We start from the raw sequence: 19,906 nt of genomic DNA on the forward strand, positions 1-19,906 counted from the left end.
GTGACAGGTGCCGGGCCGATTTCTATTGCAATGAAGCCGCACGACGGCAGCCTCGCGGTTCACGCGGGGGCGGGGAAGTAGAAGCATGATCGAGGTCCACGACCTTCACAGACATTTCGGCGGCTTCCGGGCCGTGGACGGCGCCAGCGTGCGGATCGAGACCGGCTCGATCACCGGGCTGATCGGGCCGAACGGCGCCGGCAAGTCGACGCTGTTCAACGTCATCGCGGGCGTGCTGCCCCCGACCTCGGGCCGCGTCGTCATGGACGGCGAGGACATCACCGGCCTGCCGCCGCACGAGTTATTCCACAAGGGCCTGCTGCGGACGTTCCAGCTGGCGCACGAGTTCAGCTCGATGACAGTGCGCGAGAACCTGATGATGGTGCCGGGCGCCCAGTCGGGCGAGACGATCTGGAAGACCTGGTTCCAGCGCGGCCGCATCGCCGCCGAGGAACGCACGCTGCGCCGCAAGGCCGACGAGGTGCTGGAGTTCCTGACCATCCGCCATCTGGCCGATGAGCTGGCCGGCAACCTCTCGGGCGGGCAGAAGAAGCTGCTCGAACTCGGCCGCACGATGATGGTGGACGCCAAGATCGTCTTTCTGGACGAGGTCGGCGCCGGGGTGAACCGCACCCTTCTGATGACCATCGCCGACGCGATCATCCGCCTGAACAAGGAGCGCGGCTATACCTTCTGCGTGATCGAGCATGACATGGATTTCATTGGCAAGCTCTGCGACCCGGTGATCGTCATGGCCGAGGGCAAGGTGCTGGCCAAGGGCAGCGCGCAGGACATCATGAAGAACGAGGCGGTCATCGAGGCCTATCTGGGCACCGGCCTGAAGAACAAGGACATGGCTCAATGAGCGATCAGGACGCCGTCTTCGGCAATCGCGGCAACCGCGACCTGTCGGTGGTGAACCCCAAGGGCCGCGGCACGATCGACGGCACCCGCCGGTCCGGCCCCTTGGGCGAGGGTCGCGCAGGCGATCCCTTCCTCATCGGCGAGAACATGACCGGCGGCTACGGCAAGGGCGCCGACATCCTGCACGACTGCACCATCGCCGTCGAGAAGGGGCAGATCGCGGTGATCGTCGGCCCCAACGGCGCCGGCAAGTCCACCGCGATGAAGGCGATCTTCGGGATGCTGAACCTGCGGCAAGGCAGCGTGCGGCTGAACGGGCGCGACATCAGCGCCCTGAACCCGCAGGACCGGGTGAAGGCCGGCATGGGCTTCGTGCCGCAGGTGAACAACATCTTCCCCTCGATGAGCGTGGAAGAGAACCTCGAGATGGGCGCCTATATCCGCCGTGACGACATCAAGCCGACGCTGGAGCAGGTCTACGAGCTGTTCCCGGCCGTCGCCGCCAAGCGCAAGCAGGCGGCCGGTGAGCTGTCGGGCGGGCAGCGCCAGCAGGTCGCCGTCGGACGGGCGCTGATGACGCAGCCGCAGGTCCTGATGCTGGACGAGCCGACTGCCGGGGTCAGCCCCATCGTCATGGACGAGCTGTTCGACCGGATCATCGCCATCGCGCGCGGCGGGCTGCCCGTCCTGATGGTCGAGCAGAACGCAAGGCAGGCGATGATGATCGCCGACAAGGCCTATGTGCTGGTGCAGGGCGCGAATGCCCATACCGGCACGGGAAAGGAACTGATGCAGAACGACGAGGTGCGGCGCACCTTCCTGGGGGGCTGAGCCGTGGACATCCTGAACGCCCTCGTGGTCTTTCTCAACTTCGTGTTCATCCCGGCCGCCGCCTATGGCGCGCAGCTGGCGCTCGGCGCGCTTGGGGTCACGCTGATCTACGGCATCCTGCGCTTTTCGAACTTCGCCCATGGCGACACGATGGCCTTCGGCACCGCCATCGTGATCCTGCTGACCTGGGGCCTGCAGGCGCTCGGCGTCTCGATCCAGCCGCTGCCGACGGCGCTGCTGGCGCTGGTGCCGGCCATCGCCCTGACGGCTGTGCTGGTGCTGGTCACGGACCGGCTGGTCTACCGCTTCTACCGCAAGCAGAAGGCCGCACCGATCATCTTCGTCATGGCCTCGGTCGGGGTCATGTTCGTGATGAACGGCCTGACGCGCCTGCTGATCGGCGTGAACGAGCAGCGGATGGACGACGGCGCACGCTTCATCATCGACGTGCGGACCTTCCGCGAGATGACGGGCCTCACCGAGGGGCTCGCCCTTCGCTCGACGCAGGCGCTGACGGTGGGACTGGCCTTCGTCGTGATGATCGCGCTCTTCTGGTTCCTGAACCGCACCCGTTCCGGCAAGGCGATGCGCGCCTATTCGGACAACGAGGATCTGGCCCTCCTCTCGGGGATCGACCCCGAGCGGGTGGTGCGCCTGACCTGGATCATCGCGGCGGGCCTCATGGTCATCGCCGGCTCGCTCTACGGCCTCGACAAATCCTACCGGCCGTTCAATTACTTCCAGATCCTGCTGCCGATCTTCGCGGCGGCCATCGTGGGCGGCCTCGGCAACCCGCTTGGCGCCATCGCGGGCGGCTTCCTCGTCGCCTTCTCCGAGGTCGCGGTCACCTACCCCTGGGTGCGCGTCGTCGGCTATCTGGCGCCGTGGTACGATCCGGGTCAGGGCAACCTGATGCAGCTTCTGGGCACGGAATACAAATTCGCGGTCAGCTTCGTCATCCTGATCGTGGTCCTGCTGTTCCGGCCGACGGGCCTGTTCCGCGGCAAATCGGTGTAAGGGAGGTCACGTCATGGCAACCAATCGTCAAGCCGCAGCCTCCAGCCCCTGGCGCGCCCCGGTCGTCTTCGCGATCCTCGCGGTGCTCTTCGTGCTGGAAGGCACGGTCAGGAACAGCATGTTCTCGGGCAGCTGGAACACCTCGCTCGCGATCCTGAACATGGGCCTCATCTCGGCGATCACCGCGCTCGGGGTGAACATGCAATGGGGCTATGCGGGCCTTTTCAACGTCGGCGTCGTGGGCTTCCTCGCGATGGGCGCGCTGGCCCCGGTGCTGATCGCCCTGCCCCCGGTGGAGGGCGCGTGGGAGGCCGGCGCCCCCCGCCTGATCCTGTCGCTGCTGGTCGGCCTCGGTGTGCTGGCCGCGGCGAAGATGGTCTACACCCGCTGGCGCAAGGGCTGGCTGGTCGCGCTGGTGCTGCTGGGCGGGTTCTTCCTGTTCCGCCACCTGTTCGACCCCGCCGTCACGGCCATCGAGGCGAACAACCCCGCCCGCCACGGCAATATCGGCGGGCTCGGCCTGCCGGTGCTGCTGTCCTGGCTGGTCGGCGGCCTCTTCGCCGCGGCGGCGGCCTGGGCGATCGGCAAGGTCGCGCTCGGCCTTCGCTCGGACTATCTCGCCATCGCGACGCTCGGCATCGGCGAGATCATCGTCGCCGTCATGCGCAACGAGGACTGGCTGGCGCGCGGGGTGAAGAACATCACCTCGATCCCGCGGCCCGTCGCCTACGAGGTGAACCTGCAGCGCAACCCCGACTTCGTGGCGGCGGCGCAGGACTGGGGCTTCTCGGCCGCCGAGACCTCGGGCATCTGGGTCAAGCTCAGCTACATGAGCCTGTTCCTCGTCGTCCTGCTGGCGGTGATCCTGCTGGCGGAACTGGCGCTGAAATCGCCTTGGGGCCGGATGATGCGCGCGATCCGCGACAACGAGACCGCGGCCGAGGCGATGGGCAAGGACGTGACCGGGCGCCACCTGCAGGTCTTCATCCTCGGCTCGGCGGTGATCGGCATTGCGGGGGCGATGATGGTGACGCTGGACGGGCTGCTGGCACCGACCAGCTACAACCCGCTGCGCTACACTTTCCTGATCTGGGTGATGGTCATCGTCGGCGGCTCGGGGAACAACTGGGGCGCGGTGCTGGGCGCCATCCTGATCTGGTTCCTCTGGATCAAGGCCGAGGTCTGGGGCCCGGCCATGATCGCCGCCCTCACCTCGCCCATGGCCGATGGGCCGCTGAAGGCGCATCTTCTGGACAGCTCGCCCCACATGCGCTTCATCGCGATGGGGATGGTGCTGCTTCTGGTGCTGCGCTTCGCGCCGCGGGGGCTGGTGCCCGAGAGATGAGGCAAAGGGGGCGCCGCGGCGCCCCCTTCCCGTTCAGCTGCAATTGTTGCCCAGAACCACGCTGTGATAGACCTGCCCGTTCGGCCCGCGCACCGCGCCGCTGCCGATCTGGTAGCTCAGTTGCCCCAGCACCTGCTCGCGCTGCGGGGGCTGCGCCAGCCAGGTGCCGACCACCGCAGAGGGGCTCGTCCCGCGCCCGACCAGCTGCACGACGCCGCAGGTCGGATAACCCACCGCCCGGGCCCGGTCGACGACGTTCGAGCCGTTCGAGCCCGCCACATCCAGCCGCCCGCGCTGTGCCATGTCGCAGGCATGGCTGACCGCGATCTCGTCCAGCCGCGCCTCGGGCGCCAGGACGGTCTTGCCTTGGTTCGAGCGCGTGGCGTTCATCACGTCGGTCATCTGCTGGCCGAGCGCGGCGTCCCCGGTGCACGTGGCCGCGAGCGCCTGCTCGGCCGGTGGTTCGGGCGGGGGGCCGGCATAGCCGTCCAGTCCCGTCGGCATGGTGGACCCGCAGGCTGACAGGGCGATAAGCCCGGTCGCGGCAAAAAGCTGGCGAAGCGGCATGGCAGACCTCGGTGCTGGTTACGCAGTTGTTTCGATTGATCTTTGCCAACGCCGCATCTTCCCCTGCGGTTCCGGTGCGCCGCCGGGGCTTGCGCGACGCAAGAACGCCGCTTAAAGCCGCCTCCATGACCCAGCATCAGCATCTTCTGATCATCGACTTCGGCAGCCAGGTGACCCAGCTGATCGCGCGTCGCCTGCGCGAGCTGAACGTCTTCTGCGAGATCCGGCCCTTCAACAGCCTGACCGATGCCGCTTTGCGCGAGATGGCGCCGCAGGCGATCATCCTCTCGGGCGGGCCGGCCAGCGTCACCACCGAGGGCAGCCCCCGCGCGCCGCAGGCGGTGTTCGAGCTGGGCGTGCCGGTCTTCGGCATCTGCTACGGCCAGCAGGTGATGATGGCGCAGCTGGGCGGGGCCGTCGAAGCCGGCCATCACGCCGAATACGGCCGCGCCTTCATCGCCCCCGCCCCCGACCACAAGGGCGACGGCATCTTCGCAGGCCTCTTTGATGCGGGCCGCGAGGAAGTCTGGATGAGCCACGGCGACCGCGTCACCAGCCTTGCCCCCGGCTTCGAGGTGATCGGCGTCTCGCCCAACGCCCCCATGGCGATGATCGCGGACGAGGCGCGGCGCTTTTACGGCGTTCAGTTCCACCCCGAGGTGCACCACACCCCGAACGGCCGCACCATGCTGGAGAACTTCGTCCGCATGGCCGGCTTCACCGGCGATTGGACGATGGCCTCCTACAAGGACGAGGCGATCCGCAAGATCCGCGAGCAGGTCGGCGACCGCAAGGTGATCTGCGGCTTGTCCGGGGGCGTCGACAGCTCGGTCGCCGCCGTCCTCATCCACGAGGCGATCGGCGACCAGCTGACCTGCGTGTTCGTCGATCACGGCCTTCTGCGCCTGAACGAGGGCGAAGAGGTCGTGAAGATGTTCCGCGACAACTACAACATCCCGCTGATCCACGCGAACGAGAGCGACCTGTTCCTCGGCGCGCTGGAAGGGGTCAGCGACCCCGAGGTCAAGCGCAAGACCATCGGCCGCCTCTTCATCGACGTCTTCCAGCGCTACGCCAGCGAGATCGAGGGCGCCGAGTTCCTGGCGCAAGGCACGCTTTACCCTGACGTCATCGAAAGCGTCAGCTTCTCGGGCGGGCCGTCGGTCACGATCAAGAGCCACCACAATGTCGGCGGCCTGCCCGAGAAGATGGGCCTCAAGCTGGTCGAACCGCTGCGCGAGCTGTTCAAGGACGAGGTCCGCGCCCTCGGCCGCGAATTGGGCCTGCCCGACAGCTTCATCGGCCGCCACCCCTTCCCCGGCCCCGGCCTCGCCATCCGCTGCCCCGGCGAGATCACCCGCGAGAAGCTGGAGATCCTGCGCAAGGCCGACGCGGTCTTCATCGACCAGATCCGCAGGCACGGCCTTTACGACGAGATCTGGCAGGCCTTCGTCGCAATCCTGCCGGTCCGCACCGTGGGCGTGATGGGCGACGGGCGCACCTATGACTATGCCTGCGCGCTGCGCGCCGTGACCTCGGTCGACGGGATGACGGCGGATTATTATCCCTTCACCCACGACTTCCTGGGCGAGACCGCGACGCGGATCATCAACGAGGTCAAGGGCATCAACCGCTGCACCTATGACATCACCTCGAAGCCCCCGGGCACGATCGAGTGGGAATGATCTTTACCCCTCCGGCACTATCCGTTTCTACGCTCCGATACGCCATAACGCATTGAACTGTCGAGATAATTTGCACACCATCTATCGTCGCCTATCGGGGGTAGTGTCCCGATTCTCGCGAGGGCTCGTGAGAAGCTGATCGACGCGAAGCGGGCCATTTCAGAGGGCCGGTCACCTGCTCAAGAGAAGCAGCAGGATAAGCGGCGCCTGAAGGAGGCGAAGCGGTTCGGCGAGTTCGGCGAGAAGTGGTTCCAGGAGTCGCGCATGGCCGAAAGCACGCGCGCCATGCGACGCTCGATCTACGAGCGGGACATTCTGCCAACGTTTCGAAACAGGCTTCTCACCGAGATCACGCCGGACGATCTCCGCATGATGTGCGGGAAGGTGAAGGATCGCGGCGCTCCAGCCACGGCCGTGCATGTGCGGGATATCGTGAAGCTGATCTTTGCATTCGCGATCTTGCATGGCGAGAAGGTCGTCAACCCAGCGGATGAAGTTGGGCCTGCGTCTATTGCGACCTTCGTACCGAAGGATCGTTCGCTATCACCTGCCGAGATCCGCGTCATGCTTGGTCAGCTCGAGCATGTACCGACCCTGCCGACTATACGGCTGGGAATGAAGCTGTTCCTTCTAACGATGGTCAGGAAAAGCGAGCTGCAGGACGCGACGTGGGATGAAATCGACTTTGAGAACGCCATCTGGTCGATACCGAAGGAGCGAATGAAGCGGTCGAAGGCACACAACGTCTACCTGTCACAGCAGGCTGTTGACATCTTCATCGCGCTGAAAACTTGTGCGGGTAATTCGCGCTACGTCCTTCTGTCGCGATATGACGCTGACGCCCCGATGTCGCGTGCGACGTTCAATCGGTTTACGACCGCAGTCGTTGTTAGAGCGAAAAAGGAGGGGCTGCCACTCGAACCCTGAATAGCCCCATGTTTCGTGGACGCCTTCTTCGCTAACTTTGAGGCAAGGAGGCCCCTGAAAAGTTCGCTTCGCTCTACGCCACCGATCTCGGTCAGCGGATTTGGGCGTTCCTTGCGCAGTTCGAAAACGTCGCCCGGCTCGAAACAGCGTCGGAACTGGGAAAGCCCTCCGTCGAGGGGCTCGAGGAACAGCTTCTTGCCGAGTTTCGAGAGGACGTCCTTGTCGATCGCGTGAAGCAAATGGTCGGCCACATGGTCCGGCAGATCCTTGAGCAGCGCGACTGGGTGCTCGACCAAAGCGACGTAAAGGTCCAGTCCGTCCCCTTCAGCAAAGCGGCGCGCTATCGTCGACCCGACTGGATCACCTTTCACGCCTTCAGAAACACCAGCGATCCGCGGGACGTCGTTATTACCGACAGGCGGCAGAATCCGCAGCTGCCCGGCGACGCGCGGTGGAGCTACTACGCCACCTTCGCCAGCCCGCTGAAGGCCGCAGTGGCATTTGGAGTCGGCGACATCAAGCAGCTCCGGCAGCAGGTCCACACGCAGGGTTTCCGGCGCGTGCGCGTCGAACGACCGTTCGTGCGCCAGCTGCGCAAGGATCTCCTCGCCCATGGCGTGCCGCGCGTCTGGCTGGACGAAGCGGAGATCGAAATCGGCGACTCGCTGATCGCCAAGATCGATGAGGGCATGAAGCTCAGCCGATACATCGCCGTCGTCCTGTCGAAGAAGTCGATCGACGCCCCTTGGGTGAAGAAGGAGCTCGACCTGGCGATGAACCGGGAGATTTCCACCGGCGAAGTGGTCGTGCTGCCATTGCTCTATGAAGAGTGTGAACTTCCAGGGTTCCTGAAAGGCAAGCTCTACGCCGACTTCTCCAAACCTGAAGAGTATGAAGCTGTTCTGGGCAAGCTCCTGCGACGGCTTCGAATCGCCTGATGAGCGTCGTAGCGGACGGCCCCAGTTCAGCAATGCTTGGCGCGATCGCCGAGCTTTGGCGGCTCAGCCCGCCTGGCCCTGACAATATCCTCGCGCATCCGGCATTCGTGCGTCTGCGCGAGGCCTGCCGTGACAACTACTCTGGCACGGGGAAGACGGGCCCCGCATTCGCGCTCTCGACGGCGTTGAGGGCGTTGGGGCTGCCGTGCCACCTGCAAAAGGACGCCGCCCATTTGGCGCTTCCAGTGGAAGAGGCGGCGGCGGGTCTCGACGCGGCGCTGCGTTCCACGCGGGTGCATCTCGCGCCGCTCGATCTAGCGGATGATCTGTCGCCGCTTGCATTCGGCCCGGCGAAGCTATGTCGGCTGACGCCGGACGAGTTGCGGGTGCTCTTCGATGAGCGCCTCCTAAAGCGGGTCTATCCGCGGCAGGAACTGGACGCCGATCGGCTGTCGGAGTTTCACTGGCATGGTCGTCGAGGAGACGGTGGCGTTCAAACACGGGCCGGAAGCGCGGGTGGTCCCGTTTTTCTCGATGGATCTCAGCCAGGATCTGGGGCGGATCGAGCCACACAAGGGACGGTTTCCATGCGCCTTCGAGGAAGCGCTGTTCTTCCTCCTGCTGGCGCCCTGGGAGGGCTGGTCGACGATGCCGGAAGTGGATTGGGCAGGATTCTGCGTGCCGTGGGTTTATACCGTCGACAGCGACATCTTCGTGCGTCCAGGCTCGCCGCCATCACCCGACACGCTGAGCTGGGAGGATCGCATCTATGATGACGGCTATGGCAGAACCTACGAAGAAGAGCAGCCGGTCGAGCTGCGCCTTGATGACAACGCCGCGACCGAGCTGACTGTTTGGGACCAGAGCCGGTGGGTGATCGTTGAGCAGGCGAAGCAATCGGTTCTGTTTGAGACGCCGGTCGCCCATTTCCTGATCCGCGCCTTCCTTGCCGAAGGCGTGGATGAATTCTCGCCCACATCACAACGATCGAGGCGGCGCTGGGGCTGCGCGCCGACTAACAGAAGAGTTTCCGTGTTGCGCCTGATCGCCATAAGGGAATGCGCGCGACGAACCGGATGCGAGGGCGTGTCGCCGGCCTGCTCGGTGACCGTAGCCATGCTGACCAATATGAGCAGCTCTTCGACATAAGAAGCGCCTTCCTGCACGGCCGCGCCATGACGGACATCTCGACCCAAGAGCAGGTGATGGCCCGTTCGCTGGCTCGTCAGGTCGTAGAGGCGCTGATCTTGGCGACGGAATCGGGACAGATCCCGTCGCGCGAGGATTCTCTGGACAGCCTGCTCGATAAGGGCGCGCCGCTGATCTAACGGCGCTGACCCGCCAAGCCGTCGGTAGCAAAATGTCAGAAAACCGCATATCTTTCTGACAGGAGAATGGCCATGCAACGGTTAACCGAACAGATTCTTGCGTATGCCGGAGGGCTGCCGGAAGGCACGCCCGTGGCGGCTAAGAGCTTGCTCCATCTCGGTAATCGCGCCGCGGTGGATCAGGCCTTGTCGCGTCTGACCGAGCGGGGCCAACTCGTTCGGGCCGGTCGCGGTGTCTATCTGCGTCCCATCACGAGCCGGTTCGGTACGAGGGCTCCCTCCGTCCAACAGGCAGTCGAGGCGCTCGCCAACCAACGCGGCGAGGTCATCGTCCCGAGCGGGGCGGCGGCGGCTAACACGCTTGGCCTCACGACACAGGTGCCGGTCCGATCGGTCTATCTAACCTCCGGCCGCAGCCGGACGATGAACCTCGGCAAGCAGGTCGTCGAACTTCGCCACGCTCCACGCTGGCAACTCGCCCTGGCTCACAAGCCGGCTGGCGAGGCAGTGCGAGCGCTGGCCTGGCTTGGACCGGAGAAGGCGGAAGCCGCCCTGGAAACATTGAAGCGGAGGCTCCCGCCATCCATTTTCAGCGAACTGGTCGCGGCAGCGCCGCAGCTTCCGACTTGGTTGGCGCGCAGCGTGGGAAAGGTGGCCCATGGCTGACGCCTTTCTCCACCTTCCGGTCGCCGACCGCCGCGAGGCGTTGAGCGTCGCGGCCGATCAGTCGGGACGACCCGCGCACCTTCTCGAGAAGGACGTCTGGGTGGTCTGGGCGCTCGCGACCCTTTACGGCTCGGCGCTCGGCGAACATCTGGTGTTCAAAGGCGGTACGTCGCTATCCAAAGCCTATCAGGTCATCCGGCGGTTTTCCGAGGATGTCGACCTGACCTATGACATCCGGACGATCGCACCCGATCTGGTGGGCGACGATGGCGAGGCCCTGCCGAAGACTCGCAGCGAGGAGAAGCGCTGGTCGAGTGAGGTACGCAAGCGCTTGCCAGACTGGGTAGTTGGGACCGTTCAGCCGATCCTTGCTGAGGCGTTGGCCGTTGAGTCGCTTGCCGCCACGATCCGCGTGGACGGTGAGAAGCTCTTCATCGACTACGAGGCCGCGACGGCTGGCTCCGGCTATGTCGCCCCGAGCGTGATGCTCGAATTTGGTGCGCGATCAACGGCGAGCCGGCGAGTGTGCGCGACGTGGTTTGCGATGCTGCCGGTTTGGTGGAAGGCGTCGTCTTCCCGACGGCCCGGCCGCGCGTGATGCATGCGGAGCGGACCTTCTGGAAGAAGGCGACGGCCATCCACGTCTTCTGCCTCCAGGAGCGTCTGCGCGGCGACCGGTTCGCCCGGCACTGGCATGATGTCGCTCGATTGGACGAAGCGGGCTTCGCGGCGGCTGCTTTCGCGGATCGCGAGCTGGCGAACGCCGTCGCCCGTCACAAGGCGATGTTCTTCGCCGAAAAGGCAGCGGACCGATCGCCGATCGACTACGCGGCCGCGGTCAACGGAGGTCTGCAGCTCGTTCCGGCCGGCGATGGGGCGAAGGCCTTGGAAGAAGATTACGCCCGCATGGTTGAGGACGGCCTCCTTCTGGTGGACGCCGAGCCTTTCGAGGCGCTCATGGAGCGCTGCGCAGAGATCGCCGCACGGGCCAATAGCGCGGCAGGATAAGAAAACGGGCTGGGAGGCGACGGTGTACATTTCCGAAATCTACGCGAGCGGCTTCCGGTGCTTCGATCCGAGCGCGCCGTTGCAACTGAAGCTCTCTTCCGGTCTAAATATTCTCGTGGGGCCGAACGACGCCGGGAAGAGCGCGATCATCGACGCTGCCCGCTACGTCCTCTGGACACGTGGCGACGACTATATCCGCCCAGACGAACACGACTTCCACGTCGGCGTCGACGGCACGCGGGCTTGCGACTTCGCCGTGCGATGCACTTTCGACGATCTCAGCGCGGATGAGGAAGCCCGCTTTCTAGAATGGTGCACCAACGAAAAGGGGAAGCTTCGTCTGCACGTCTGCATGCGGGGCGCGGCGGGTTTCTCCTGGCGGCGGCAGCATCATCTCCAGCCAGCACCGAGCTGGCGCCGAAGGCGAAGGCCTGCCGCTCGACGGAGAACTGCGCGAGTATCTAAAGACCACCTATCTCAAGCCTTTACGGGACGCCGAGCGCGAGATGCGAACAGGACGCCGTTCGCGTCTGTCGCGCATTCTCGGCGCGATGCCCACGATGGGCCCCCAGAGCAAGCCCGCCGCGCCGGGTGCCAACGCTACGCTTCACGACACACTTGCCGCCGCTGACGCTGCGGTCCGGGGCAATGCTGCCGTAGGGGGCGTCGCCAGCAGCGTGAATACAGATTTTCTCGATAAGCTGTCGTTTGTGGATGATCGCCTCGTCGCGACGCTGGACCTCGGCGCGGGCGGGTCGTTCGATCAGATCCTCGAACGATTCGAGCTCTATCTGAACGCAAAGGCAGGTACCGAGCGCGTGCAGCGCGGGTTGGGCTATAACAACCTGCTGTTCATGGCGGCCGAGCTGCTCTTGCTTCAGTCGCATCCCGATCAAGTCCCGTTCCTGCTGATCGAGGAGCCGGAAGCGCACCTGCATCCCCAGCACCAGACGCTGTTCATGGAGGTGCTCGCTGCCCGCGCCGCCAAACCGGATTCCGAGAAGGGCGAAACCCATCAGCAGGTCCAGGTCCTGCTCACCACCCATAGCCCGCAACTCGCGGCCGGCGCTGAGCTTGAGACCATGACGATCATCGTCGGTCACCGCGCCTTTCCGTTGGGCGCGGCGCATACCCGGCTCGAAGCTGACGACTATGAGTTCCTGCGCCGGTTCCTCGACGCGACCAAGGCCAACCTGTTCTTCGCCCGCGCACTGATCGTCGTGGAGGGCGACGGCGAGCGCCTGTTGCTGCCCACGATCGCCGAGAAGCTTGGGCGTCCGCTGAGCCGCTACGGCGTCTCGCTCGTAAATGTCGGTCACCGCGGCTTGTTCCGGTACAGCCGGATACTGCAACGCAAGACCGGGAACGCGATCCCCGTACCCGTGGCGCTGATCCCTGACAGGGATATCCCGCCCGCCGAGGCGAAAGACCTCGTCGGTGATCGGAAGACTGAGAACGAGCTGACGCAGGACGAGGTCGTCGCACGGCTGAAGACGCTGCGGCGCGACGTCGGGGACCCCGTCGACGTTTTCATCGCCGACAGTTGGACGCTCGAGTTCGATCTCGCGCTGCGGCCCCAGCTTGCCGAGAGCGTTCACCAGGCGGTCCAACTCGCTAAGACCAGCAGTCGCAAGCCAGAGCGGCTTGCGAAGATCGTGACGAAGGCCAGCGAAACCTACGCAGGCTGGAAGGAGGCTGGGCTCTCCACGACCGAGATCGCCGTCAAGATCTACCAGCCCGTCCACGACAAAGAGGCCTCCAAGGCCGAGGTCGCTGAACAACTCGCCGCCATACTGCGTAAACGCACCGATACGCCGGAGCAGATGCGCGATCGGCTTCCGCCCTATCTAGTGCGCGCGATCTATTACCTGACGGGTGGCTATGTCCCCGGGGCGCCAGCGATCGTACCCGAGCCGGAAGTCGGAGACGAAGAGATCGGGGGCGCCGGGATGGAAGGCGCAGCGGCGGTGGAGGCGTAGCACCATGTTCGAGATCCTGCCGCTCACACCCGAACTGCTTGCCGAACTTGGCGACGAGCTGGGCGGCTGCGACTTCACTGATCCGAGCCAGACCGATTTCCTGGCGGTGGCCACCAGCTGTGACGTCCAGGCGGCACCCGGCAACGGCAAGACGACGCTGCTGGCCGCAAAGCTCGCGCTGCTTTCGCGTAACTGGTCGACCCGCAGGCGGGGCGTCTGCGTCATCTCGCACACCAATGCCGCGCGCACGGAGGTCGAAGACTTGATCGCCCGTCACCCGACCGCAGGGCGGCTGATGGTCTATCCTCATTTCACCGGCACGGTCACAACGTTCATCAACCAGTACCTTGCCTTGCCCTACCTTCGAGGCCTGGGCTGGCACGTGCGCCAGATTGACGACGACGCCTTCGCGGCTGAGGCGCTGCGGCGGTATCCGGCTTGGGGCGTCCTCGACAACCTCGCCAAGAACAAGAAGCTCAAGCTGAAGCGCAGGCTCGAAGAGTGGATTCCGCTTCTCGATCTGGACCCGGGTTTCACGGACACAGATGCAGAGCCCCGGGCGCTGGCGGTGCGCTGCCGCAAAGGGCAATGGGGTGCCCACACCGATTGCGGGAAGGCGCTCGAATCCCTCAAGGCCTCGATGGTCAAGAGCGGGCTCTATCGCTACGCCGACATGACTGCGCTCGGATGGCGCGCGCTCCGCGAAAACCCGGCTCTCGCAGAGCGGCTTCGCGACCGCTTTCCGCTCGCCATCCTTGATGAGGCGCAGGATACCCATGGCGACCAGCTTCGGCTGCTAGAGCACGTCTTCAAGCAAGAGGGAGCGGCGTTCCAGCGCCTCGGGGACAGCAATCAAACCCTCTATGACGACGATGGAGCTGCACCAGCCTATTGGACGCCGGGTCCCGGTTGCATCCCTCTCGATACGAGTCGCAGGTTTGGCGGCGAGATCGCAGGTTTTGCAAGTCGGCTGACTGCGCGCCAGGCTCAGAACATTGTGGGCCTGGGCGCACGGCCTGCGTCGCGGGTAATGGTTCTGTTTGATGAAGCCACGATCGGCGGCGTTCTCGGAGCCTTCGCTGAAGAGGCACGCGCGCTGTGAGGCGGCGATTGCAGCAGCCGCGACGTCTGGGCGGTCGCATCGCGTCACAATCTGGCTGGTAAGAAAGGGGCATGGCAGCCGAAGAGCCTTGTCGACTATCATCCCGCATATTGCAGCGAGGGCGGTTCTCGATCGAAGGCCAACCTCCTTTGCCGGCAGCTTCAGAAGGCCGCGGTACACCACGCCGCGGCGCGTCCTCCCGCAGAGGTCAGCGAGATGCTCGCCGTCGGTGTTTCCGGGCTGGCGCGCGCGCATGGTTGGAAAGCGGCGAATGATCGTCCGATTACTGCGCATAATGTCTGGCCGGCTTTGTCGCATCGCGACCTTGCGTTGCCGCGTGCTGTACGTCGACTGCTCAGGGACCATGTGCTTACCGGTGATGCGGTATGGGAGCAGGCGGCCTGGCTGGCGTTCACGGCGCAGTTGCTGCCACTTTTCAGTCCGCATCCTGAAGGCGCTGAGGCCGAAATCGCGGATTTGTGCAGCTTCGTCGCGGATCAAAAGGCCGATCTCGCCGACCCCGAGCGCCGCTCCACTCAGCAGATGCAATTCGACGATCTCACCTTGCAGCTGGGATCGATCCACTCGGTCAAGGGCAAGAGCGTAGACGGACTTCTCGTCGTAGAGAGTGAGGTCTGGAAGGGCAGTGCTGCAAACGAGCAGTGCATCGATCTAGGCACGGTGCTTCCCCGTGCGTTCGGCGTTACCGACCAGCCATTTACGTGGGTGGGACTTACGGCCGCGACAAATGTCTTCGTGGGCGTGACCAGGCCGCGGGAGTTGCTTGGGCTCGCGCTGCGTAAATCCGAAGCAATGATCCTGCTAGGGCCTGCAACGGACCAAGGGTGGAAACTTGTGGACCTGGTCGCGCAGGCTGCGGAGCTGAAGGGATGAGCGGGCCTGTGTCGACAGTCGGACTCGGGACGTCGGTCAAGCTGATTGGTTTGACCAAGCATACGAAGCACCGCCACGTACCAAGCCCGGTCTCTCCGCACTTCGTGGCGCCACCGGCTCAGTCGAGTCTGTCCTTCAACCCGATTGCCTTGGCGGCGGCGATCGCGAGAACGGCGACGACTTGGGATGATGCACCTGTCGTCTTACTCGACGGATTGCAACAGAGTGCTCTGATCGAACTGGAGACTTTGCTTCAGGATGGATCGGCAGTTGCGCTCGAATCTCATTTTAAATTTCTTGCGGGTACTGCCGGGTCTCAGTTTGCGGCCAAAGTTGGGGCAGGCATTGCCCACCTCTATATGTACGCTCTCGGCTACGCATGGCGAGCAAACGCAGCGTGCCTCTCGTCTTCGCTCAATCCCCATGCAGATTTCATCTACGACGGTGGCAACGCGTCGGGTCACGGTGTTGTGCTCGCTGAGGCTCACGGCTCGTTCGCCAAAGATGCGAGTGCCGCCAAGATAGCGAATACGGCGAAGAGAAAATACACCAAGCAGGTAAAGACCGTCATTGCGAATCCGTCGCCGTTCGGAGAAATTATCCACGGCTATTCGATTGCATTCGGGTCGAAGCCGACGACAGCCGGGAGCTTCTTGGCCATATCGGAGACGCGGATCTCGAAGCCGCGAAAACGCACTACGCCACCGGGCGACCCGCAGCGGGGCGCGACATCCGAAGGTACGTCCGCGCCGATGGCTCTGGCGACCCATCGCTCGAACTTTCTTCTGATAGGCGCACCGGAGGTAACGAACTGGATCGACTGGATCCGTTCGCCGGACTCCCCCGCTCCCGACCGCTACAACGTTCCGCTTCTTCGATTTGACTTTGCTGGCCGGACTTATTTGGCTGCGACGCCGTGGCATTTGCGATCTGGTAGCCCTCCGTGGTGGATCGATGACTTCTTCGATCATCCTGAGTGGTGGCGAATTGCTCGGCGCGCGCGACTATCGCCGTTGCGTCACCCCGGTTCTGACTTTGGCTGGTTCGTGATTGAAGAGAAGGCAGGAGCCGAATTTTTGAACGCACTGAGTAATGCGATCCGCGATCGAGGGGTGGGGCTGCCGGCGACGATAAGGCTTCCAACTTTTGAACCTGCAGGCTTTGCGCTTTCAGCGGGAGATCGCGTTGCCAGAGCCGAGGCAGATGAGCCTTACCAGTATACGCTTTTCCGCGACGGTTTAGCCCTTGTCGGGGAACCTTTCCGTGGGCGGCCGCGCGATGTGGTTGTCTGGTCGCCAGATGGGGGTATGGCGCTTGATTGATGCGGCGGCAGCTCGACGATTACGGTAGAGATAGAGGAAGGAGAATTCATATCGGTCGTAGCATAGCGTGGAAACGGCGATGTTGGTATGAATGCCCTTCGAGTCACCGTTTCGGCCGTCTTGGGCGATAGATGGCGGAAGGTCATTTTCCGATATCGATCCTAAAAATTCAATGTTTTCAGCAGCGCCATTTTCTGACGGTGTGGCTGACGGTATAGCGTCCCGAGAAAAAAACTTTTCTTACTGAAATCAGTGCGTTATGATGCCAGGAAATCATCGAGTGGGAGTGAACTGACCTGACGTCGGCCCCCGTGGCCGGCGTTTTGCGTTTGAGCCCTGCGACAGCCTGCCCGGTTCAACCTCCCCTGCCATTTCCCATATAGATTTCAGAAATTACTGAAATCACGGGAACGACCGAATGAACCTCTCAGCGCTGCGCCAGGACTTCATCCTCCATTTCGGCGAGATGGGCTCGCGATGGGGGATCAACCGGACCGTCGGGCAGGTCTACGCGCTGCTGTTCCTGGCGGACGATCCGCTTTGCGCCGATGATATTGTCGCCGCCTTGGGCTTTTCGCGCTCGAACGTGTCGATGGCCCTGAAGGAGCTGCAAAGCTGGAACCTCGTCCGGCTGCGCCACAAGACGGATGACCGGCGCGAGTTCTTCACCACCCCCGATGACCTGTGGGAGATCGTCCGCACCCTGATCGACCAGCGCCGCAAGCGCGAGATCGACCCTACGCTGACCAAGCTGCGCGAGCTGTCGATGACGACGCCGGACGCGGCGGATGCCGCCGCCCATGCCCGCATCGCCGAGTTGCGCGAGCTGATCGAGCAAATGACGCGCTTTCACGACGACCTCGCCCGCTTCGAGACCGAGCGGCTGGTCGCCCTGCTGAACATGGGCGCGAAGCTCGGCCGTCTCGTGGACGGCGCGGGCCGCCTGATCCCCATCCGCCGCACGAAGACCTGAACCGGAGACCGCCATGGACCCCCTGATCCTGTCGCGGATACAGTTTGCCGCGAACATCTCGTTTCACATCCTCTTTCCCACCATCACCATCGCCCTGGGTTGGGTGCTCTTGTTCTTCAAGCTGCGCTTCAACCGGTCGGGCGAAGAGAAGTGGATGGACGCCTATCGCTTCTGGGTGAAGGTCTTCGCCCTCAGCTTCGCGCTCGGCGTCGTGTCGGGCATCGTGATGTCCTTCCAGTTCGGCACCAACTGGCCGGGCTTCATGGAGGTCGTCGGCAATGTCGCGGGCCCCTTGCTGGCCTACGAGATCCTGACCGCCTTCTTCCTCGAGGCCGCGTTCCTCGGCATCATGCTGTTCGGCTTCCGCCGCGTGCCGGGCTGGCTGCACACGACGGCAACGGCGCTGGTCGCCATCGGCACAACGCTGTCGGCCTTCTGGATCCTGGTCCTGAACAGCTGGATGCACACGCCGGCGGGCTATGAGCTGCGCGACGGGATCGTGCACGCGACCGACTGGTTCGCCATCGTCTTCAACCCCTCGATGCCCTACCGGCTTGTCCACATGCTGCTGGCCTCGGGCCTGACCGTCGCCTTCCTCATCGCCGGCTTCTCGGCACTGCGCTGGCTCTGGGGCGACCGCGGCGCCGAGGTGCGCGCCACGCTGCGCTTCGGCGCGTGGATGGGCGCCCTGCTCATTCCGCTGCAGATCCTTGCCGGCGACATGCACGGGCTGAACACGCTGGAGCATCAGCCCGCCAAGGTCGCCGCGATGGAGGGCAACTGGGAGACGCAGTCCAACGTCCCGCTGGTCCTCTTCGCCCTGCCCGACGAGGCCGCGCGCGAGAACCGCTTCGAGATCGCGGTCCCCGGCATGGCATCCTTCATCCTGACGCATGACTTCGCGGGCGAGGTGCCGGGCCTCAACGACTTCGTGGCCGAGGACGGCACCCGCCTGCACCCGCCCGTCGCGCCGGTCTTCTTCGCCTTCCGCCTGATGGTCGGAATCGGCATGGCGATGCTGGCGCTGTCTTGGTCGGCCCTGTGGCTGATGCGGAAGAAACGCGGCGGCGTCGAGGGCCTGCCGAAGCCCTGGATCTATGCCTTCGTCGGCATGGCCTTTTCGGGCTGGGTGGCGACGCTGGCCGGCTGGTACGTGACCGAGATCGGCCGTCAGCCCTGGCTGGTCAGCGGCGTGCTGACGACGGCAGACGCGCTCGGCCCGATCAGCGGCGGCATGGTCGCCTCGACCCTCGCGGCCTACCTTGCGGTCTACGCCTTCCTGCTGGCCGCCTATCTGGGCACGCTGACCTACATGGCCCGCCGCGCCGCGCGCCATGACGGCACCTCGCCCCAGATCCCGAAACCCGACGCCGGCGTGCGCGTCCTTCAGCCTGCGGAGTAGCGCCATGATGGAACTGTTCGGAGACCCCGCCACCTGGCTGCCCTTCGCCTTCGCGGCGCTGATGGGCGCGGCGATCCTGACCTATGTCATCCTCGACGGGTTCGACCTCGGCGTGGGCCTCCTCTTCCCCTTCGCCACCCCGGCCGAGCGCGACCGCATGGTCGCCTCGATCGGCCCCTTCTGGGACGCGAACGAGACCTGGCTCGTCCTCGCCATCGGCATCCTGCTGGTCGCCTTCCCGGTCGCGCATGGGGTGATCCTGACCGCGCTCTACCTGCCGGTCGCGGTGCTGCTGGTCGGGCTAATCGCCCGCGGCGTCGCCTTCGAATTCCGGGTGAAGGCGCCGACCAGGCATCGCGGCGCTTGGAACCGGGCCTTCTACGGCGGCAGCCTGGCGGCGTCCTTGGCGCAGGGCTTCATGCTGGGGCTCTATGTCACCGGGCTGCAGCTGGGCTGGGCCAACATCGCCTTTGCGGCGCTGACGGCCGTCTGCCTGACTGTCGGTTTCAGCTTCATCGGCGCGGTCTGGCTGATCGGCAAGACCGAAGGCGATCTGCAGCTGAAGGCGATTCACTGGGCGCGGCGCGGCATCTGGGGGATGATCGCGGGCATCGGCGCCGTCTCGGCCGCGACGCCGCTGGTCAGCGGGCGGATCTGGGACCGCTGGTTCAGCTTCCCCGAGGTCGTGCTGCTGTCCCCGCTGCCGGTCATCTCCGTGCTGCTGGTCGTCCTTCTGTGGCGCATCCTGCAGCGCATGCCGTTCGAGAACGACCGGTGGGCCTGGGCGCCCTTCTCCATCTCGACCGTGCTTTTCGTGATGGCCTTCGGGGGTCTGGCCTACAGCTTCTACCCCTATGTGGTGCCCGAGCAGATCACCATCTACGAGGCCGCCGCCGCGCCCGAGAGCCTGATCATCATCCTGGTGGGGGCGCTGTTCGTCCTGCCGATCATCATCGGCTACTCGATCCTCGCCTACACCGTCTTCCGCGGCAAGGCGACCGAGCTGAGCTATTACTGAGGCAGGACGGCCCCGCGCCTGCCAGCGCGGGGCCGTCCCT

21 protein-coding genes are annotated in these 19,906 nt (G+C 64.6%); 20 read left to right on the plus strand and 1 reads right to left on the minus strand.

Features of this window, described 5'->3' with window-relative positions; translation table 11 throughout:
- Nucleotides 1–85: 85 nt before the first annotated feature.
- Genes BLP73_RS07135 through BLP73_RS07150 form a run of 4 tightly spaced genes read left to right on the plus strand, consistent with a single transcriptional unit; the run spans nucleotide 86 to nucleotide 4,057 of the window.
- A complete protein-coding gene (locus BLP73_RS07135; RefSeq protein WP_090741798.1) occupies nucleotides 86–865 on the plus strand; it encodes an ABC transporter ATP-binding protein in 780 nt (259 codons plus the stop codon).
- Nucleotides 862–1,695 (plus strand): ABC transporter ATP-binding protein, encoded by an 834-nt coding sequence (locus BLP73_RS07140; protein ID WP_090741800.1) that lies wholly within the window; start codon nucleotides 862–864, stop codon nucleotides 1,693–1,695. The genes BLP73_RS07135 and BLP73_RS07140 overlap by 4 nt, the downstream gene beginning before the upstream one ends.
- Before the next feature lie 3 nt (nucleotides 1,696–1,698).
- A complete protein-coding gene (locus tag BLP73_RS07145; protein ID WP_090741803.1) occupies nucleotides 1,699–2,712 on the plus strand; it encodes a branched-chain amino acid ABC transporter permease in 1,014 nt (337 codons plus the stop codon).
- A 13-nt stretch (nucleotides 2,713–2,725) separates the two neighbouring features.
- Nucleotides 2,726–4,057 (plus strand): branched-chain amino acid ABC transporter permease, encoded by a 1,332-nt coding sequence (locus tag BLP73_RS07150; protein WP_090741805.1) that lies wholly within the window; start codon nucleotides 2,726–2,728, stop codon nucleotides 4,055–4,057.
- 33 nt (nucleotides 4,058–4,090) lie between these two features.
- Here BLP73_RS07150 and BLP73_RS07155 read toward each other — a convergent pair whose 3' ends face one another.
- Nucleotides 4,091–4,624, minus strand: coding sequence for a CAP domain-containing protein (locus tag BLP73_RS07155; protein WP_090741807.1), 534 nt, complete (start codon nucleotides 4,622–4,624; stop codon nucleotides 4,091–4,093).
- Between the two features lie 125 nt (nucleotides 4,625–4,749).
- Here BLP73_RS07155 and guaA point away from each other — a divergent pair, with 125 nt between their 5' ends.
- The 16 genes from guaA to BLP73_RS07220 all read left to right on the plus strand — a co-directional run bounded on the left by guaA (nucleotide 4,750) and on the right by BLP73_RS07220 (nucleotide 19,866).
- Nucleotides 4,750–6,309 (plus strand): glutamine-hydrolyzing GMP synthase, encoded by a 1,560-nt coding sequence (guaA, locus tag BLP73_RS07160; RefSeq protein WP_090741809.1) that lies wholly within the window; start codon nucleotides 4,750–4,752, stop codon nucleotides 6,307–6,309.
- A gap of 207 nt (nucleotides 6,310–6,516) precedes the next feature.
- Nucleotides 6,517–7,236, plus strand: a complete 720-nt coding sequence (locus BLP73_RS07165; protein WP_281179924.1) for a tyrosine-type recombinase/integrase — start codon at nucleotides 6,517–6,519, stop codon at nucleotides 7,234–7,236.
- 239 nt (nucleotides 7,237–7,475) lie between these two features.
- On the plus strand, nucleotides 7,476–8,174 hold the full coding sequence (locus BLP73_RS19570) for a toll/interleukin-1 receptor domain-containing protein (protein ID WP_245686594.1): 699 nt from the start codon (nucleotides 7,476–7,478) through the stop codon (nucleotides 8,172–8,174).
- Between the two features lie 468 nt (nucleotides 8,175–8,642).
- The gene (locus BLP73_RS19575; RefSeq protein WP_217630646.1) at nucleotides 8,643–9,323 is read left to right on the plus strand and encodes a hypothetical protein; all 681 of its coding nucleotides are present in this window, start codon (nucleotides 8,643–8,645) and stop codon (nucleotides 9,321–9,323) included.
- 26 nt (nucleotides 9,324–9,349) lie between these two features.
- Nucleotides 9,350–9,502, plus strand: a complete 153-nt coding sequence (locus tag BLP73_RS19580) for a hypothetical protein (protein ID WP_217630647.1) — start codon at nucleotides 9,350–9,352, stop codon at nucleotides 9,500–9,502.
- A 72-nt stretch (nucleotides 9,503–9,574) separates the two neighbouring features.
- Nucleotides 9,575–10,168 carry a DUF6088 family protein gene (locus BLP73_RS07180; RefSeq protein WP_090741813.1) on the plus strand — a complete coding sequence of 198 codons (594 nt, stop codon included), beginning with the start codon at nucleotides 9,575–9,577 and terminating at the stop codon, nucleotides 10,166–10,168.
- Nucleotides 10,161–10,766: a nucleotidyl transferase AbiEii/AbiGii toxin family protein gene (locus tag BLP73_RS19900; protein WP_281179922.1), complete on the plus strand. Its 606-nt coding sequence runs from the start codon at nucleotides 10,161–10,163 to the stop codon at nucleotides 10,764–10,766. Before BLP73_RS07180 ends, BLP73_RS19900 begins: the two co-directional genes overlap by 8 nt.
- Nucleotides 10,727–11,176 carry a nucleotidyl transferase AbiEii/AbiGii toxin family protein gene (locus BLP73_RS19905; protein ID WP_281179923.1) on the plus strand — a complete coding sequence of 150 codons (450 nt, stop codon included), beginning with the start codon at nucleotides 10,727–10,729 and terminating at the stop codon, nucleotides 11,174–11,176. The genes BLP73_RS19900 and BLP73_RS19905 overlap by 40 nt, the downstream gene beginning before the upstream one ends.
- Before the next feature lie 22 nt (nucleotides 11,177–11,198).
- Complete coding sequence (locus BLP73_RS19990) at nucleotides 11,199–11,807, plus strand: AAA family ATPase (RefSeq protein ID WP_175453267.1); 609 nt, start codon at nucleotides 11,199–11,201, stop codon at nucleotides 11,805–11,807.
- Nucleotides 11,728–13,155 (plus strand): ATP-dependent nuclease, encoded by a 1,428-nt coding sequence (locus BLP73_RS07195; RefSeq protein WP_217630648.1) that lies wholly within the window; start codon nucleotides 11,728–11,730, stop codon nucleotides 13,153–13,155. Before BLP73_RS19990 ends, BLP73_RS07195 begins: the two co-directional genes overlap by 80 nt.
- A 4-nt stretch (nucleotides 13,156–13,159) precedes the next feature.
- Complete coding sequence (locus tag BLP73_RS07200; RefSeq protein WP_175453269.1) at nucleotides 13,160–14,257, plus strand: UvrD-helicase domain-containing protein; 1,098 nt, start codon at nucleotides 13,160–13,162, stop codon at nucleotides 14,255–14,257.
- Between the two features lie 216 nt (nucleotides 14,258–14,473).
- Entirely contained in the window at nucleotides 14,474–15,151 is a 678-nt protein-coding gene (locus tag BLP73_RS07205) for a hypothetical protein (protein WP_139165908.1), read from the plus strand.
- Nucleotides 15,148–16,473, plus strand: coding sequence for a hypothetical protein (locus BLP73_RS18990; protein WP_139165909.1), 1,326 nt, complete (start codon nucleotides 15,148–15,150; stop codon nucleotides 16,471–16,473). Before BLP73_RS07205 ends, BLP73_RS18990 begins: the two co-directional genes overlap by 4 nt.
- A gap of 418 nt (nucleotides 16,474–16,891) precedes the next feature.
- Nucleotides 16,892–17,446, plus strand: coding sequence for a GbsR/MarR family transcriptional regulator (locus BLP73_RS07210; protein WP_090741824.1), 555 nt, complete (start codon nucleotides 16,892–16,894; stop codon nucleotides 17,444–17,446).
- A gap of 13 nt (nucleotides 17,447–17,459) precedes the next feature.
- On the plus strand, nucleotides 17,460–18,848 hold the full coding sequence (locus BLP73_RS07215) for a cytochrome ubiquinol oxidase subunit I (RefSeq protein ID WP_090741826.1): 1,389 nt from the start codon (nucleotides 17,460–17,462) through the stop codon (nucleotides 18,846–18,848).
- A gap of 7 nt (nucleotides 18,849–18,855) precedes the next feature.
- Nucleotides 18,856–19,866 carry a cytochrome d ubiquinol oxidase subunit II gene (locus tag BLP73_RS07220; RefSeq protein WP_090742127.1) on the plus strand — a complete coding sequence of 337 codons (1,011 nt, stop codon included), beginning with the start codon at nucleotides 18,856–18,858 and terminating at the stop codon, nucleotides 19,864–19,866.
- Nucleotides 19,867–19,906: the final 40 nt, after the last annotated feature.

This window comes from Paracoccus tibetensis (assembly GCF_900102505.1).
In the GTDB taxonomy this organism is placed as follows: Bacteria; Pseudomonadota; Alphaproteobacteria; order Rhodobacterales; family Rhodobacteraceae; genus Paracoccus; species Paracoccus tibetensis.

Coding starts and splice junctions, on each gene's coding strand:
- BLP73_RS19580 (WP_217630647.1), top strand. CDS start 9,350: ATGACGGACATCTCGACCCAAGAGCAGGTGATGGCCCGTTCGCTGGCT.
- BLP73_RS07140 (WP_090741800.1), top strand. CDS start 862: ATGAGCGATCAGGACGCCGTCTTCGGCAATCGCGGCAACCGCGACCTG.
- BLP73_RS19575 (WP_217630646.1), top strand. CDS start 8,643: ATGGTCGTCGAGGAGACGGTGGCGTTCAAACACGGGCCGGAAGCGCGG.
- BLP73_RS07180 (WP_090741813.1), top strand. CDS start 9,575: ATGCAACGGTTAACCGAACAGATTCTTGCGTATGCCGGAGGGCTGCCG.
- BLP73_RS07155 (WP_090741807.1), bottom strand. CDS start 4,624: ATGCCGCTTCGCCAGCTTTTTGCCGCGACCGGGCTTATCGCCCTGTCA.
- BLP73_RS07150 (WP_090741805.1), top strand. CDS start 2,726: ATGGCAACCAATCGTCAAGCCGCAGCCTCCAGCCCCTGGCGCGCCCCG.
- BLP73_RS07220 (WP_090742127.1), top strand. CDS start 18,856: ATGGAACTGTTCGGAGACCCCGCCACCTGGCTGCCCTTCGCCTTCGCG.
- BLP73_RS07200 (WP_175453269.1), top strand. CDS start 13,160: ATGTTCGAGATCCTGCCGCTCACACCCGAACTGCTTGCCGAACTTGGC.
- BLP73_RS07210 (WP_090741824.1), top strand. CDS start 16,892: ATGAACCTCTCAGCGCTGCGCCAGGACTTCATCCTCCATTTCGGCGAG.
- BLP73_RS07135 (WP_090741798.1), top strand. CDS start 86: ATGATCGAGGTCCACGACCTTCACAGACATTTCGGCGGCTTCCGGGCC.
- BLP73_RS07195 (WP_217630648.1), top strand. CDS start 11,728: ATGCCCACGATGGGCCCCCAGAGCAAGCCCGCCGCGCCGGGTGCCAAC.
- BLP73_RS07205 (WP_139165908.1), top strand. CDS start 14,474: ATGCTCGCCGTCGGTGTTTCCGGGCTGGCGCGCGCGCATGGTTGGAAA.
- guaA (WP_090741809.1), top strand. CDS start 4,750: ATGACCCAGCATCAGCATCTTCTGATCATCGACTTCGGCAGCCAGGTG.
- BLP73_RS18990 (WP_139165909.1), top strand. CDS start 15,148: ATGAGCGGGCCTGTGTCGACAGTCGGACTCGGGACGTCGGTCAAGCTG.
- BLP73_RS19570 (WP_245686594.1), top strand. CDS start 7,476: ATGGTCGGCCACATGGTCCGGCAGATCCTTGAGCAGCGCGACTGGGTG.
- BLP73_RS19900 (WP_281179922.1), top strand. CDS start 10,161: ATGGCTGACGCCTTTCTCCACCTTCCGGTCGCCGACCGCCGCGAGGCG.
- BLP73_RS07215 (WP_090741826.1), top strand. CDS start 17,460: ATGGACCCCCTGATCCTGTCGCGGATACAGTTTGCCGCGAACATCTCG.